This window comes from Zobellella taiwanensis (genome assembly GCF_003012795.1).
In the GTDB taxonomy this organism is placed as follows: domain Bacteria; phylum Pseudomonadota; class Gammaproteobacteria; order Enterobacterales; family Aeromonadaceae; genus Oceanimonas; species Oceanimonas taiwanensis.
Genome location: NZ_PXYH01000001.1, coordinates 187,210 through 202,165, shown reverse-complemented (window position 1 = coordinate 202,165; position 14,956 = coordinate 187,210). Strand labels below are relative to the sequence as shown.

At 65.4% G+C, this 14,956-nt stretch carries 12 protein-coding genes, 1 tRNA gene and 2 pseudogenes; 11 read left to right on the top strand and 4 right to left on the bottom strand.

Annotated elements, in window-relative coordinates:
* Positions 1–14 precede the first annotated feature (14 nt).
* Genes accD through dedD form a run of 3 tightly spaced genes read left to right on the top strand, consistent with a single transcriptional unit; the run spans position 15 to position 2,836 of the window.
* Positions 15–878, top strand: a complete 864-nt coding sequence (gene accD, locus C7I36_RS00875) for an acetyl-CoA carboxylase, carboxyltransferase subunit beta (RefSeq protein ID WP_106451860.1) — start codon at positions 15–17, stop codon at positions 876–878.
* A complete protein-coding gene (folC, locus tag C7I36_RS00870; RefSeq protein WP_106451859.1) occupies positions 878–2,137 on the top strand; it encodes a bifunctional tetrahydrofolate synthase/dihydrofolate synthase in 1,260 nt (419 codons plus the stop codon). The genes accD and folC overlap by 1 nt, the downstream gene beginning before the upstream one ends.
* 9 nt (positions 2,138–2,146) lie before the next feature.
* Positions 2,147–2,836 (top strand): cell division protein DedD, encoded by a 690-nt coding sequence (gene dedD / locus C7I36_RS00865; RefSeq protein ID WP_106451858.1) that lies wholly within the window; start codon positions 2,147–2,149, stop codon positions 2,834–2,836.
* A 3-nt stretch (positions 2,837–2,839) separates the two neighbouring features.
* On the opposite strand, the gene C7I36_RS00860 is transcribed toward dedD, so the two are convergent.
* The 3 genes from C7I36_RS00860 to C7I36_RS00850 all read right to left on the bottom strand — a co-directional run bounded on the left by C7I36_RS00860 (position 2,840) and on the right by C7I36_RS00850 (position 6,107).
* Positions 2,840–3,169 (bottom strand): TusE/DsrC/DsvC family sulfur relay protein, encoded by a 330-nt coding sequence (locus tag C7I36_RS00860; protein WP_106451857.1) that lies wholly within the window; start codon positions 3,167–3,169, stop codon positions 2,840–2,842.
* 26 nt (positions 3,170–3,195) lie between these two features.
* Entirely contained in the window at positions 3,196–5,331 is a 2,136-nt protein-coding gene (yccS, locus tag C7I36_RS00855) for a YccS family putative transporter (protein ID WP_106451856.1), read from the bottom strand.
* Between the two features lie 116 nt (positions 5,332–5,447).
* Entirely contained in the window at positions 5,448–6,107 is a 660-nt protein-coding gene (locus C7I36_RS00850; RefSeq protein ID WP_106451855.1) for a Bax inhibitor-1/YccA family protein, read from the bottom strand.
* A 208-nt stretch (positions 6,108–6,315) separates the two neighbouring features.
* Between C7I36_RS00850 and C7I36_RS00845 the strand changes: the two genes are divergently transcribed.
* The 3 genes from C7I36_RS00845 (at position 6,316) to C7I36_RS00835 (ending at position 7,901) form a co-directional block, all read left to right on the top strand.
* Positions 6,316–6,406 (top strand) — tRNA-Ser (locus C7I36_RS00845).
* A 65-nt stretch (positions 6,407–6,471) separates the two neighbouring features.
* The gene (locus tag C7I36_RS00840) at positions 6,472–7,143 is read left to right on the top strand and encodes a TIGR01621 family pseudouridine synthase (protein WP_106451854.1); all 672 of its coding nucleotides are present in this window, start codon (positions 6,472–6,474) and stop codon (positions 7,141–7,143) included.
* Positions 7,144–7,211: 68 nt separating this feature from the next.
* On the top strand, positions 7,212–7,901 hold the full coding sequence (locus C7I36_RS00835) for an SDR family NAD(P)-dependent oxidoreductase (protein WP_106451853.1): 690 nt from the start codon (positions 7,212–7,214) through the stop codon (positions 7,899–7,901).
* Positions 7,902–7,903: 2 nt separating this feature from the next.
* Here the strand turns inward: C7I36_RS00835 and cra are convergent, their stop codons facing one another.
* Positions 7,904–8,881, bottom strand: a complete 978-nt coding sequence (gene cra / locus C7I36_RS00830) for a catabolite repressor/activator (RefSeq protein WP_106451852.1) — start codon at positions 8,879–8,881, stop codon at positions 7,904–7,906.
* Between the two features lie 173 nt (positions 8,882–9,054).
* Here cra and fruB point away from each other — a divergent pair.
* The 5 genes and pseudogenes from fruB to C7I36_RS00815 all read left to right on the top strand — a co-directional run.
* A pseudogene (gene fruB / locus C7I36_RS17915) lies at positions 9,055–10,149 on the top strand (fused PTS fructose transporter subunit IIA/HPr protein); the annotation flags it as partial.
* A gap of 45 nt (positions 10,150–10,194) precedes the next feature.
* Positions 10,195–10,482: pseudogene (locus tag C7I36_RS17910) on the top strand (HPr family phosphocarrier protein); the annotation flags it as partial.
* Positions 10,462–12,231, top strand: coding sequence for a phosphoenolpyruvate--protein phosphotransferase (gene ptsP / locus C7I36_RS17905; RefSeq protein WP_245879993.1), 1,770 nt, complete (start codon positions 10,462–10,464; stop codon positions 12,229–12,231). The pseudogene C7I36_RS17910 and the gene ptsP, both read left to right, overlap by 21 nt.
* Positions 12,228–13,163: a 1-phosphofructokinase gene (gene pfkB / locus C7I36_RS00820; RefSeq protein WP_106451850.1), complete on the top strand. Its 936-nt coding sequence runs from the start codon at positions 12,228–12,230 to the stop codon at positions 13,161–13,163. The genes ptsP and pfkB overlap by 4 nt, the downstream gene beginning before the upstream one ends.
* Before the next feature lie 10 nt (positions 13,164–13,173).
* Positions 13,174–14,913, top strand: a complete 1,740-nt coding sequence (locus C7I36_RS00815) for a PTS fructose-like transporter subunit IIB (RefSeq protein WP_106451849.1) — start codon at positions 13,174–13,176, stop codon at positions 14,911–14,913.
* Positions 14,914–14,956 lie beyond the last annotated feature (43 nt).

Here is a 14,956-nt window from a genome sequence, read left to right as displayed (position 1 = left end):
GAGTAAGGATTTCCATGAGCTGGCTTGAGAAAATTCTCCCCAAGAATAAGAACATCGGTGTTCGTCGTCACAATATTCCGGAAGGGGTCTGGACCAAGTGCACCCAATGCGAGCAGGTTCTGTACCGGGCCGAGCTCGATCGCAATCTGGAAGTCTGCCCCAAGTGCGATCACCACATGCGCATTTCCGCCCGTGCCCGGCTGGATAAATTCCTGGACCAGGACGGTCGCGAGGAGCTGGGGGCCGAACTCGAGCCCCAGGACGTGCTCAAGTTCAAGGACTCGAAAAAATACAAGGACAGGATCAGCGCCGCCCAGAAAAGCAGCAATGAAAAAGACGCCATGGTGGTGATGAAAGGCACCCTCAAGGGCCTGCCGGTGGTGGCCTGTGCCTTCGAATTCTCCTTTATGGGCGGCTCCATGGCATCCGTGGTCGGCGCCCGCTTCGTGCGCGCGGTGGAAGCCTGCCTGGCCGAAAACCGCGCCCTGGTGTGTTTTTCCGCTTCCGGCGGCGCGCGCATGCAGGAAGCCCTGTTCTCGCTGATGCAGATGGCCAAGACCAGCGCCGCCCTCAACCGTCTCTCCGCCGCCGGCCTGCCCTATATTTCGGTCCTGACCGATCCGACCATGGGCGGCGTCTCCGCCAGCCTCGCCATGCTGGGCGATGTCAACGTGGGCGAGCCCAAGGCCCTGATCGGCTTCGCCGGTCCCCGGGTCATCGAACAGACGGTGCGCGAAAAGCTGCCGGAAGGTTTCCAGCGCAGCGAGTTCCTGCTGGAGCACGGCGCCATCGACATGATCATCGACCGGCGCGAGATGCGTGATCGCCTGGCCGGGCTTATCGGCAAGCTGATGAACCAGGAGCCGGCGGAATTCTGATGCACACTCCCCTGGTCCCGCCGGCGACCGCAACCCTGGCCGGCTGGCTGGCGTACCTGGAAAGCCTGAACATCGCCCATATCGAGCTTGGCCTTGAACGGATGCAGGCGGTGGCCGGCCGGCTCGGGCTGCTGAGCCTGCCGGCCCATGTGATCACCGTGGGCGGCACCAATGGCAAGGGCACCACCTGTGCGCTGCTCGAGGCCATGCTGCGGGCGGCGGGGCACAGCGTTGGGGTCTATTCCTCGCCGCACCTGCTCGACTACCGCGAGCGGGTAAGGGTCAATGGTGACTTTCCCGCCGAATCGGCCTTTTGCGAGGCCTTTGCGGCCGTGGAAGCGGCCCGTGGCGACATTGCCCTGACCTACTTCGAATTCGGTACCCTGGCGGCGTTGTGGCTGTTCAGGGCCGCCGCGCCCGAGGTAGTGCTGCTGGAAGTCGGCCTTGGCGGACGGCTCGATGCCACCAATGTGGTGGCATCGGATCAGACGGTGATCACTACTGTGGCCCTCGATCACACCGACTGGCTGGGCAATGACCGGGAAACCATCGGCGTTGAAAAGGCGGGCATCTTCCGGCCCGGCAAGCCGGCGGTGTGCGGCGATCCCGAACCGCCCGCCAGCGTGCTGGCGCAGGCCGAAAAGAAAGGCACTCCGCTCTATTGCACCGGCCGGGATTTTCACTGGCAGGCGCAGGCAGGGGGGTGGAGCTTCCGTGGCCTTGGCCTCGAACTCGAGGCCCTGCCCATGCCCGAGCTGCCGCTGATGAACGCCGCCACCGCCCTGGCGACCCTGGCGCTGTCACCCCTGCGCCTGCCGGAGCGGGCCATCCGCACCGGCCTGGCCGAAGCCCGGCTCGCCGGCCGGTTGCAGCGACTGTCGCCCTGCCTGTGGGTGGACGTGGCCCACAACCCCGAATCGGCCGCCTACCTGGCCCGCCGGCTGGCCGGCATGACGGTGGCCGGGCGCATCCACGGGGTGGTGGGCATGCTCAGAGACAAGGATATCGCCGCCAGCCTGGCACCCCTGCAGGCGCTGGTTGATCACTGGTATCCGGCCAGCCTGGCGGGCCCGCGGGGGGCCGAGGGTGCCGAGCTGGCCCGCATCCTCCAAACCGGGCACAGCTACCCCCGGGTGGCGGAGGCCCTGCAGGCCGCCGAGGCGGCCTGCGGCAAAGATGACATCATTATTGCGTTCGGCTCCTTTTACACGGTGGCCGAGGTGCTGGCCCTGCCGCGCCCGTCACCGGCACACGAATAAGAGGCGGTTTTGGCAACACAATTTCAGCATCGACTGGTGGGCACCGTTATCCTGGTGGCCCTGGGCGTCATTTTCCTGCCGGACCTGCTGGACGGCAAGCAGCAGCCCTTGCCGGAAGAGGCGGTCAGCATACCGCTGCGCCCCGAGCTCGAGCCTGCGCGTCCACCGGTGGAGCCGCCCGCTGATCCGGCCGAACCGGCCGCGCCGCCGGTGTGGACCCTGGAGAAAGTGAAGGAAGCGCCGCCGGTGGCGCCGCAACCGGCGCCCGAGACCGCCCTGGCCCAGGCCGCCAGCGCCCCTCGGGCGGCGCCCGAGCCGCCGCCCGCACCGGCCCCCAAACCGACCCCGGCTCCCGTGCCCAAACCGGTGCCCCAGCCCAGGCCGGCACCGGAAATCAAGCCGGCGCCGCCGCTGCCCGCGGCCGGCGTGGTGCAGGCCGCGCCCGTGGTCAAGCCTGCCGAGCCCCAGCAGGGCGGCTATATCGTCCAGTTGGGGGCGTTTCGCAATGCCGACAACGTCAACGCCCTGGTGCAGAAGCTGAGGGCGGCGGGCTACCGGGCCCAGACCACGCCCTCGGTGCCCCGCCAGGGAGAGCTGAACCGGGTGTGGGTGGGGCCGGACGCCAAGGGGCGACTCGAGCAGCAGCTCGGTGCCCTGGAGCGGCTGACCGGCCTCAAGGGGCGGGTGTTGCCCCAGTAGGGTTCAGATGCACTTGACCGGCTTGGGCAGGCCCGCCAGTTTGGTGGCCTGCTTGGCCGGCCCCTTGGGGAACAGCCGGTACAGATAACGGCTGTTCCCTTTCTCCTCTCCCAGCTCCTTGGCCATGGCCTTGACCAGCGCCCGGATAGCCGGCGAGCTGTTGTACTTCAGGTAAAAATTGCGCACAAAATGGATCACTTCCCAATGTTCCGGGGTGAGGCTGATCCCTTCCTGCTCCGCCAGCAACTCGGCCAAGGCCGGCTGCCAGTCTTGGTGGTGTTTTAAATACCCCTGGGCATCGGTGGCGATGGGGCGCCCTTCAAATTCAAGCATGCTGCCTCCTGTGTTGGACCGCCATCTTACTCAGGTGCGGGAGCTTGTCCATGTTGATCCCGCACGCCACCGGCCAGCTGGTGCAGGTCGTTGATGAGCATGGCCATGTTGCCGAGTATCTGCCGGGTCAGAATGTGCCATTCGTCCTGCCGGGCCGGGGGCAGCGGCAGGGGCGGTGGCTCGGGCAGGGGAGAGCCGCTGCGCAGGGCCCGGGCCGAGGCCCGCAGCCGCTCGCAGAGTCCGCTCACTATCGTCTGGGGTAACAGTTGATCCGGCTGGCGATGGGCTCCCAGGGTTGACAGGTAGGACAGCAGTGCATGGTTGCGATAGGCAATTTCAAAAAAGGGGTTCAGCCAGTGGCGGGACAGGGGCTCCACCCGAATATTCTGCCAGGCCTGGGCCAGCTGGTTGTCGGCCAGGTGGGCCTGCTTGCGGGCGATGCGGTAGGCCTGATCCTCTTCCTCTGCCCGGCTGACCGGCTTGCCTATGGCAGCCAGGTAGGCGGCGTTGGCGTCCAGGGCATCGGCCAGCAGCCGGGGCAGGTGGCGGCGCTGCCAGTCGGGCCAGATAAACCACACCGCCACAAAGGCGATGATGCTGCCGGCCAGGGTGTCGAGCAGGCGGGGTAGCAGTACCGGATCCTGGCGTCCTCCCTGCAGCTCAAAGGCCAGCAGTACAAAGAGGGTGACAAAGCATACCGCCAGGCTGTAGCGCTGGCGCACCTGGGTAAAAAACAGGAAGCAGCAGAGAACCAGGATAACCAGCCGGCTTTCGAGGGAAGGAAACAGCAGCAGCAGGGGAATGCCCACCAGTATACCCGCCAGGGTGCCCAGGGTCCGCTCGGTCAGCCGCTGGCGGGTGGCGCTGAAACTGGGTTTGCACACAAAGAGGATGGTCAGCAGTATCCAGTAGCCCTGGGCGATGTCCAGGGCGTTAATAAGGCCAAACCCCAGTGCAAAGCAGGCGCTCATGCGTACCCCGTGGCGAAACAGGATGGCGTTGGGGTTAAGCAGGGCTTTCAGCCGAGTAAAAAAGGGCTGGGGCCGGGGCCGGGCCAGTTCGGAAGGCCGGTTGTCCTCCAGGGTCGCGGCATGGTCGGCAGTGAGCGTTTCGGCCTGCAGCAGTGCCCGGTGCACATGGTCCATATTTCGGGTCAGAAAACGCAGCGGGCTCATCAGCTCGGCGGAATAATGGCGCTGATGATGGCTGTAGTCGAGCTGATCCTTGAGTGCCGACAGCTCCCAGGCAATACGCTTGCCCGGATGAAAGGGGTTGTGGGTCAGAATGGAATAGCCCAGCCGGTGACAGGCCTCTCCCAATTCGGCCAGCAGGATCTGGTAGCCGGCCAGCAGATCGGCCCGGTCCAGATCCCGGTGCAGTTGGCGGTAGGAATAGTGACTGGACGCGGCCCGTTCATGAATGCGCTGTATCAGCAGGTAAAGCGCCAGCAAACGGGCCAGCTCGGGATCCTGTACCGGCCCCTTGAGCCGGCGGTTGAGCATCTGTTTGGTGATTTCCAGGGCATTGACCAGCTGAATATTAAGCTGGGCCAACTGATGGCGCAGGCCCCGGTGCAGTTCTTCGGGGCTGTCGAAAAAGCGGGATTTTTCCAGCAGATAGCGCGAGAGGGCAAAGCAGCAGCCGGCCAGTTGCTCGTGTACCGGTTTATAGGGCCAGGCCAGCAGAATCAACCAGGACAACAGGCCATACCAGGCGGCCCCGGCGGTCAGCATCAGCGGCTGATACCAGAAGGAGGGGCTGTCCACATGGCCCTGCATGGCATAAAGGGATATCAGCAGGGTGCCGTAGCCCAGTGCCCCTACGCTCTGGCCCCAGGCGCCGATCAGAATAAGCACAAAGGTGGCCAGCACCAGCACCGGACCCAGAATAAGGGGGTGTGCCATACCCAGCGTCACCCCGGTAATGGCGACGAAGAAGCACAGCAGGCTCAGTACCAGGGTCAGCAGGCGGCGACTCGGCCGGTGATCCGCCTCGCTCAGGGCGGCGGCCATGGCACCCAGGCAAAGGGTGACGGCAGCGGGTACCTCACCCAGCCACCAGCCCGGCAGCAGCATGCTGGCCATGGCCAGTAATACCTTGAGGGCAAAGAAAAAGTGGCTGTCGGTAACGACCCGTCTCAGCCAGGGCACAGCAAAAGACATGGTACGACTCTGCAAGGGGAAATATAAGGGAATCATACTCGACTCAAAGGCCGGGTACAGCGCCGTTATCCATAAAAAAAGCCCCGGACGGGGCTTTTGTATAAGGAGCCGGTGTTTTAGTCGCGGCTGAGCCCCAGCAACTGCAGCAGGCTGAGGAAGATATTGAAGATAGACACATACAGGGTCACGGTGGCGGAGATGTAGTTTTGCTCGCCGCCGTGGATGATGGCGCTGGTCTGCATCAGGATGGCGCCGGACGAGAACAGGATGAACAGGGCGCTCAGGGCCAGGCTGAGGGCCGGCAGGGCCAGGAACAGGTTGGCCACGAAGCCCACCAGGATGACCACGAAACCGGCCATCATCATACCGCCGAGGAAGGACATGTCCTTCTTGGTGGTCAGCACATAGGCGGACAGGGACAGGAAGGTCAGGGCGGTGCCGCCCAGGGCCAGCATCACGGTTTCGGTGCCCGAACTGGTGCTCAGGTAATAGTTGAGGATGGGGCCTATGGTGTAGCCGGTGAAGGCGGTGAAGGCGAAGATGAACAGGAGACCAAGCCCGCTGTTTTTGTTGCGTTCGGTCAGGAACATCAGGCCGTAAAAGCCGACCAGGGTGATAATAAGGCCCGGATGGGGCAGGTTCATCATGGCGCTGACGCCCGCCGACAGGGCGGCGACCACCAGGGTCAGGCCCAGCAGCATATAGGTATTGCGCAGGACCTTGTTGGTTTCCAGCGCGCCCGACTGGGTACGGGACAGGGTATTGTTGTATCGCATTGTTGAGACTCCTTTGTCACTCAGGCAAGGATAGCACGGTCAATTCGTTAACCCCATTCTGGACATAATATGACCCGGTTGTCGAGCTTTCTGTTGCACCGGCGCGCCATGCCCGGCCGGCGGCTGGCCATTTCTTGTCCAGTCGCGCCGGCTTGCGCATTTATCGGTTTACAAGTCCGGGGGCGCTTGAGTAGTATTGTCGCCCGTCGGAGGGGTGGCAGAGTGGTTGAATGCACCGGTCTTGAAAACCGGCGTGGGTTAATAGCCCACCGTGGGTTCAAATCCCACCTCCTCCGCCAGACCGGAAAAGCCCGCTGCGTAACCCGCAGCGGGCTTTTTGCATTGTCCCGCCCGGAGTGAACTCATGGACATACTGTTACGCCACGACCAGTTCTACGTGATCAACAAGCCCGCCGGTATCGGCATGCACCAGGAAGGAGACAGCCCGGGTTTGGTGCGCCGGCTCGGCGAGGCGCTGGGCGAGTCCCTCTATCCGGTGCACCGGCTCGACAAGATGACCACGGGTGCCCTGCTGCTGGCCCGCACCGCCGAGGCCAACCGGGAGCTCAGTCGCCAGTTTGCCGAACGTATTCCTCGCAAGCATTACCTGGCCCTGACCGACCGCAAGCCCGCCAAAAAGCAGGGGCTGATCCGGGGCGACATGGAAAAGGCCAGGGGCGGCAGCTGGAAGCTCAGCCGTAGCCAGGTCAATCCAGCCATCACCCGTTTTTACAGTACCCTGCTTGCCGAGGGGCTGCGGGCCTTGTTGCTGCAACCTTACACCGGCAGGACCCACCAACTGAGGGTAGCCATGAAAAGCCTGGGCAGCCCCATTCTCGGCGACGAGCGTTATGGGGGCAGTCCGGCGGACAGGGGCTATCTGCATGCCTGGAAACTGGACTTCCAGTGGCAGGGCCGGCTTGTGTCGGTCACCGCGCCGGCGGATCAGGGGGCGTTGTTTGGCGAGCTGGCCGAGCCCCTGACCCGCTGGGCCGCCACCCTGCTGACGAAGGAGTCCTTCCCGGCGGCGCCATAACTCCCTTGCCGCAATAAAGTCGCACCGCTCCCGGTCCGGATGGGTTTGGTACACAGGGAGAAAGCAGCATGCGTTACTGGATCATGGGCGGCGGCGGCATTGGCCGCGCCATCGCCGAGGCCTGCCTGGCCGACGGCCATCAGGTACTGTTGTTCAGCCGGCGCGATCCCTGCCTGGCGGGCCTGGACTGGCGAAGGCTGGATGGCACCGACGACGAGGCCCTGGAGCAGGCCTGCGCCGAGGATGCCCTGCCCGAGCGGGTGATCAACACCCTGGGCATGCTGCACCAGCAGGGGCAGCAGCCGGAAAAACGCATTGAACACCTGAGCGAAGCCGCGCTGCTTAACAGCATCCATGTCAACACCTGGCCCACCCTGGCCATGGGCCGCCTGCTGTCCCGGCGGCTGGGCCGACACCAGCCGCTGCGCTTTGCCGCCCTGTCGGCCCGGGTCGGCAGCATCAGCGACAACCGCGCGGGCGGCTGGTACAGCTACCGCATCAGCAAGGCCGCCCTCAACATGGCGATTAAAACGCTGGCGGTGGAGTGGAGCCGGCGTTTTCCCGCCGCCTGTGTGGTGGGCCTGCACCCGGGGACGGTGGCCACCCCTTTGTCGGCGCCCTTTCGCGCCGGCCTGGCCGAGGGGCAGCTGCAGACGCCGGAACAGGCGGCCCGGCATTTGCTGGCGGTGCTGGAGCGGCTGGAGCCGGCGGACTCGGGCCGGCTTTTCGCCTGGAACGGGCAGGAAATCGCGCCCTGAGTTCAGCGCTTGTGCAGGATCCGCGGAATGGGATAATGGCCGCTGCGGTAGTTGCCGCGCACCGCATCCAGGGTCAGGGTCAATACCTGCTGGGTCAGGATATGGTGATCCTGGGCAATGGTGTTGATGGGGCTCGACAGAAAATCGAGCAGCCGGTGATCGCCAAAGGTGCCGAGCCGCAGCCGGGGCGGCAGTTGGGCCTCGTGCTGGTAAAAATAGTCGAGCACCCCTTCAAGCAGCACGAAGGCGGTGGTGACGATGGCCTGGGGCCGGTGCCAGTCGACCGGGTCCAGTTCGGTCAGCAGGCGAAAGGCGGTCTGACGCTCGAACCGCTCGCCGTAGAGCACCTGGTAGGGTACCCCGGTTTTTTCCAGCGCCTTCACAAAGCCCTGCTCCCGCTCCAGGCTGATACCCAGATCCGGCGCGGCGGCAATCAGCCAGGCCTGCTCCAGTTCGGCGCAGGCCAGGGTCTGGGTAAGCCGGAAGGAGGAAGCCTTGTTTTCGCTGCTCACATAAATCAGGGGGGCGGGCAGGGAACGGTCAACCCCGATCACCGGCAGATCCTGGTGGAGCCGGAGATAAAAATCATCCTCCAGCGGCAGGCAGGAGGCGACAATCAGGGCGTCCACCCGCCGCCCTTTCAGCATCATCGCCAGATCCTTTTCGGTTTGCGGCTCGTCGTCGGAGCAGGTGACCAGCAACTGGAAACCGGCCTGGCGGGCCTGCCACTCGAGCAGCTTGGCCATGCGCGCGTAACTGGGGTTTTCCAGATCCGGCACTATCAGGCCGAAGGTGTGGGACAGGGCGCCGCGCAGGGCGGCGGCCTGGCGGTCGGGCTGGTAATTGTGCGCCCGGACCACCGCCATCACCTTGTCCTGGGTGGCCTGGCTGATGCGGTGCTGCTCCGCCTTGCCGTTGATCACATAGCTGGCGGTCGTGCGGGAGACCCCGGCCAGGCGGGCGACTTCGTCAAGTTTCATTGGTCGGTAAATCCATCAAAATGTGCACCAGATCATATCATTGCAATCTGTCGGTGCGGATAGCTTGCCTGAATTGCTGAAACGATTCAGTATGAATTCAGTTACAAAATCGGTCCAATTAGTCCCAACGTGTTCTAGGGTGTCAATATCCTTGTCAATCAGCAGGTGATGTCATGCTTTCACTGTCCACACAAGACGTAAGAATCGGCCAGTCCCTGGCCGACAAAAATGCCGTTATTGCGGCCCTGGCCGAATGGCTTGAGCAGGACGGCAATGTTGCCGCCGGCTACGAGGCCGGCATGCGGGCCCGGGAAGCGCAGACCGCCACCTACCTGGGACAGGGTATTGCCATTCCCCACGGCACCCAGGACACCCGCCACCTGGTGAAGAAAACCGGCATCAAGGCCATCCACCTGCCCCAGGGCGTGGAATGGGGCGAAGGCGAAAAAGCCTATCTGGTGCTGGGCATCGCCGCCGGCTCCGACGAGCACCTCGGTCTGCTCAAACAACTGGCCCGGGCCCTGTCCCGGGACGATCTGGCCGAGCGGGTCAAGACCGCCAGCCAGGCCGAAGACATCCTCAGCCTGCTGCAGGGCGATGACAGTGTTCAGCTTGAGCTGGATGAGCGGCAGGTGCGCACCGCCACCAAGGCCGCCGGCCTGCTCCAGCTGCAAAAAAGCGCGGGCGATCTGTTGCAGGCCGACAGTGCCGAACAGGCGGCCCTGTTCAAGCAGACCCTCCACCTCGGCCAGGGCTGGTGGCTGGCCCAGGCGCCGGCGCAAGAGCGGCCCCAGGCGGCGATACTGACCCTGGCGAACGCCTTCGAGCACCAGCAGCAGGAGGTCAGGGCGCTGTTGGCGCTGGCCACCCGGGGGAGTGGCCATAAAACCCTGCTCGGCCAACTGGCCGACTGGCTGGTGGCGGGCAAGGGCGCCGAACTGGCCGGCCAGGCCTCGGCGGCGGCATTGTTGGCCGCCCTGCAACAGGGGCCGGGCCGGGCCGCCGGCCAGGACGAACTGACGGTGGAAGTGCGCAATCCCCATGGCCTGCATGCCCGCCCGGGTGCCATGCTGGTACAGGCGGCCAAACAATTCAAGGCCGATATCCAGGTGCGCAACCTGGACGGCAACGGCAAGGCGGTGTCCGCCAAGAGCCTGATGAAAATCATGACCCTGGGCGTCAAGCTCGGCCATACCCTGGCATTCAGGGCCGAGGGCGAGGACGCCGCCGAGGCCGTCCGGGCCATGGTCGCCGCCGTCGAGTCCGGCCTGGGGGAAGACATTATCGCCGCGTCGGTGTCGGTGTCGGCGACCGCGACGCCGGACCTGGCCGCCAACGAGCGGCTGGTGGTGGTGCGCAACCCCCACGGCCTGCACGCCCGCCCCGGCGCCATGCTGGTGCAGACCGCCAAACAGTTCGAGGCCGACATCCAGGTGCGCAACCAGGACGGCGACGGCCACAGCGTGTCCGCCAAGAGCCTGATGAAGGTCATCAGCCTGGGCGTCAAGGCCGGTCACCAACTGGTGTTCAGGGCCGAGGGGCCCGATGCCGAAGCCGCCCTGGCCGGGCTGGTCGAGGCGGTGAACAGCGGCCTGGGCGAAGACATCGCCCCGCTGGCCGAAGCCCCGGCGGCCGAGGCCGGACAGCCCGAGACCCACCCGGTGCACGACATCGCCCCCAACACCGAGGTACAGGGCGTGGCCGCCTCGCCGGGCACCGCCATCGGACCCGTCTACGTGGAAGCCCCCGTCCAGTTCGACTACCCGGAAAAGGCCAGCGATGCCGCTGCCGAGCAACAAAAATTGAGCGCAGCCATCAAACAGGCCCATGCCGACCTGGCGGACAGCGTGGCCAAGGCCAGCCAGCCCCAGGCCCGCGAGATCATGGCCATGCACCAGGAACTGCTGGAGGATCCCTCCCTGGCCGACGGCGCCGCCGAGCGCATGGGCAAGGGGCTGTCCGCCGCCGCCGCCTGGTGGAGCGAAATCGACTCCGCCGCCACCCTGCAGGCGGCGAGCCCCGACGCCCTGCTCGCCGAGCGTGCCGCCGATATCCGCGACATCGGCCGCCGGGTGATGGCCATTTTGTGCGACACGCCGCTGCCGCAGAAGCCGGATACCCCCTACATCTGGGTGGCGGAAGACATCGGCCCCTCCGACGTGGTCAACATGGATCCGGCCAAGGTGCTGGGCATGGTCACTGCCGGCGGCGGCGCCTCTTCCCACAGCGCCATCCTGGCCCGCTCGCTGGGCATTCCGGCCCTGGTGGCCATGGGTGGTGCCGTCATGACCCTGAAGCAGGGCACCGAAGTGATACTGAACGGCGAGGCCGGCACCCTCTGGGTGGCGCCCGAGGCCGAGCAGCTGGCGCAGGCCAAGACTCGCCAGCAGCAAGAGAAGGCACTGGCGGAGCAGGCCTGGGCGACCCGCGACCAGCATGCCGCCACCCGCGACGGCCATCGCGTCGAGGTGTGCGCCAACCTGGGCGAGACCGCCAAGGCGGTGGAGGCGGTGGAAGCCGGCGCCGAGGGCGTGGGCCTGCTGCGTACCGAATTCGTGTTCATGGCCCAGAGCAGCGCCCCCGGCCTGGATGCCCAGATTGCCGAGTACAAGAAGGCCATCGACGCCCTCGACGGCCGCCCCCTGGTGGCCCGCACCCTGGACGTGGGCGGTGACAAGCCGCTGCCTTACTGGCCGGTGCCGAAAGAGGAAAACCCCTTCCTCGGGGTGCGCGGCATCCGCCTGTGCATGGAAAAGCCCGAACTGCTCGAAACCCAGCTGCGTGCCCTGTTGACCGCCGCCGGCGACCAGCCCATCCGCATCATGTTCCCCATGGTGGCGGACTGGTCCGAATGGCGCTGGGCCAAGGACATGTTCGACCAGGTCCAGGCCGAGGTGCAGGCCAGTGACGTGCAGGTGGGCATCATGGTGGAAGTGCCTTCCGCCGCCCTCAACGCCCAGGTGTTCGCCGAGGAGGCCGACTTCTTCAGCATCGGCACCAACGACCTGACCCAGTACACCCTGGCGGTGGACCGCGGCAACGGCGAGCTGGCCAGCCTGTCCGACGGCCTCAACCCGGCAGTGCTGCGGCTTATCAAAATGACCGTCGACGCCGCCCATGCCAAAGGCAAGTGGGTCGGGGTGTGCGGCGAGCTGGGCTCGGATCCCAAGGCGCTGCCGCTGCTGGTGGGCCTGGGGGTGGACGAGCTGTCGGTCAGCCTCAAGCGGGTGCCCCTGGTCAAGGCCCAGGTGCGCGACTGGAGCCTGAGTGAATGTCAACAACTGGCCGAGCAGGCGCTCAGGGCCAGCGATGCCAATGCGGTACGAGCCCTGGTAGGAGAAGCCAAATGAGTATTTTAACCCTGACCCTGAATCCGGCCCTGGATTTGACCGTGTCCCTCGACAGCCTTAATGCCGGCCATGTCAACCTGGCCAGATCCGGCCACCTGGGGGCGGCGGGCAAGGGCATCAATGTGGCCCGGGTGCTGGCGGATCTGGGCCACACCCCCAGGGCCAGCGGCTTTCTCGGCCTGAACAACGACTCGTCGTTCCGCGCCCTGTTCAGCCAGCACGGCATCGAAGACGACTTCGTACGCCTGGCCGGCGACACCCGGGTCAACGTCAAAATCAGCGAAGCCGACGGCCGGGTGACCGATATCAACCTGCCCGGCCTCAAGGTGACCGACGTGGACTGGAACCGCCTGCTGGCGCGGCTGGAGTCCCTGGCCAACAACTTCGACTACCTGGTGGTGGCGGGCAGCCTGCCGCCCGGGGTCCATCCCCAGCAGCTCGAGGGCATGATCGAAATGTGGCGCGAACGGGGCAAAACGGTGCTGCTGGATGCCAGCGGCGAGGCGCTGCGCGCCGGCATCAAGGGATTTCCCGCCCTGATCAAGCCCAATATCGAAGAGCTGTCGGGCCTGGTGGGGCGCCCCATTGCCGATGAGGACGATCTGGCTGCCTGCGCCCGTGCGCTGCAGGCCAAGGGCATCGAACACGTGGTGGTATCGGCCGGTGCCGACGGCGTGCACTGGTTCGGCCCCCAGGGCTACTGGCGGGCCAGGGTCCCCAGGGTCAAGGTGGTCAGCACCGTCGGGGCGGGAGACAGCCTGGTGGCCGGCCTGTGCGCCGGCATGGTGGAGGGGATGGACGAAGAGGAAACCCTGCGCCGGGCGGTGGCCCTGTCGCTGATGGCGGTCACCCAGATTGGGGTAGGCATTCGTAATCAAAAGGAAGTCAGTGACTATCAGAACGCCATCCAGATCGACAAGATCGAGGCCTAAAGGAGAACACATGAACGCGCTGATCATTACCGCCTGCCCCAGCGGCATGGCAAGCAGTTACATGGCCGCCCGGGTATTGGGCCAGGCAGCGACGGAGTTGGGTTGGCAGGTTGCGGTGGAATGCCACAGTCAGCTGGAGCCGGTCACCCCTTTCACCGCCGCCCAGATAGAACGGGCGGAACTGGTGGTGGTGGCCGCCGGCGTTGAGCTGGATTTATCCCGCTTTGCCGGCAAGCCGTTGTACAAGAGTGATATCCAGCAGGCGCTGAACGGGCCCAAGGCCTGGCTGCAGCAGGCCGCCGGCCAGGCGGTCAGGCAGCAGGGGAGCGCGCCGGCCGCCGCTGCCGGCGTTAGGCTGGTGGCCATTACCGCCTGTCCGACCGGGGTGGCCCATACCTTTATGTCGGCCGAGGCGTTGAATGAAACCGCCAAGGCCATGGGCCACCAGATCAAGGTGGAAACCCAGGGCTCGGTGGGTGCCCAGAACGGCCTTACCGCCGAGGACATCGCCGCCGCCGACTGCGTCATCGTGGCCGCCGACATCGACGTCAACCTGAGCCGGTTCGACGGCAAGCGGGTGTACCGCACCAGCACCGGCCAGGCGCTGAAAAAGCCGAAGATCACCATCGAGACCGCCCTCGCCGAAGCCAAGATGTACCAGCATCAGGGGCAGGGCAACGGCGCCGCCCAGGAAGGCAAGGACGACAAGAAACAGGCCGGTCCCTACCAGCACCTGCTGACCGGGGTTTCCTTCATGCTGCCCATGGTGGTGGCGGGGGGCCTTATCATCGCCCTGTCCTTCGTGTTCGGCATCGAGGCCTTTAAAGAGGAAGGCACCCTGGCCGCCGCCCTGATGCAGATCGGCGGCGGCTCAGCCTTCGCCCTGATGATACCGGTGCTGTCCGGCTATATCGCCTATTCCATTGCGGATCGGCCCGGCATCGCCCCCGGCATGATCGGCGGCATGCTGGCCAGCTCCCTGGGAGCCGGTTTCCTCGGTGGTATCGCCAGTGGTTTCCTGGCCGGCTATGCCGCCCGCTTCCTGGCACGCAACATCCCCATGCCGAAGAGCCTGGAGTCGCTCAAGCCGATTCTGATCATCCCGCTGTTCGCCAGCCTCTTTACCGGCCTGGTGATGATCTACATCGTCGGCGGCCCGGTTGCGGCCATCATGAACACCATGACCGACTTCCTCAACAACATGGGCTCGGCCAACGCCGTGCTGCTCGGCATCATCATCGGCGCCATGATGTGCTTCGACATGGGCGGTCCGGTCAACAAGGCGGCCTACGCCTTTTCGGTCGGCCTGCTGGCGTCCGAAACCTACGGTCCCATGGCGGCGGCCATGGCGGCGGGCATGGTGCCGGCGCTCGGCATGGGCATCGCCACCTTCCTGGCCCGGCGCAAGTTCAACACCAACGAGCAGGAAGCAGGCAAGGCCTCCTTCGTGCTGGGGCTGTGCTTTATCTCCGAAGGGGCCATTCCCTTCGCGGCCCGGGATCCGCTGCGGGTGATCCCGAGCTGCATGATCGGCGGCGCCCTGACCGGCGCCCTGTCCATGCTGTTCGGCGCCAAGCTGCTGGCGCCCCATGGCGGCATTTTCGTGCTGTTCATCCCCAACGCCATCCAGCAAGTGCTGTGGTATGTGCTGGCCATCGCGCTGGGCTCCATCGTGACCGGGGTGATTTACTCCGTGATCAAGCGCAGCGATGCCGACATGCTGGCGGCCGCCGCCGGGGCTAGGGCCTAATCCGGCACAAAAAACGCCCCGGGAGTGTCCCAGGGCGTCTGGT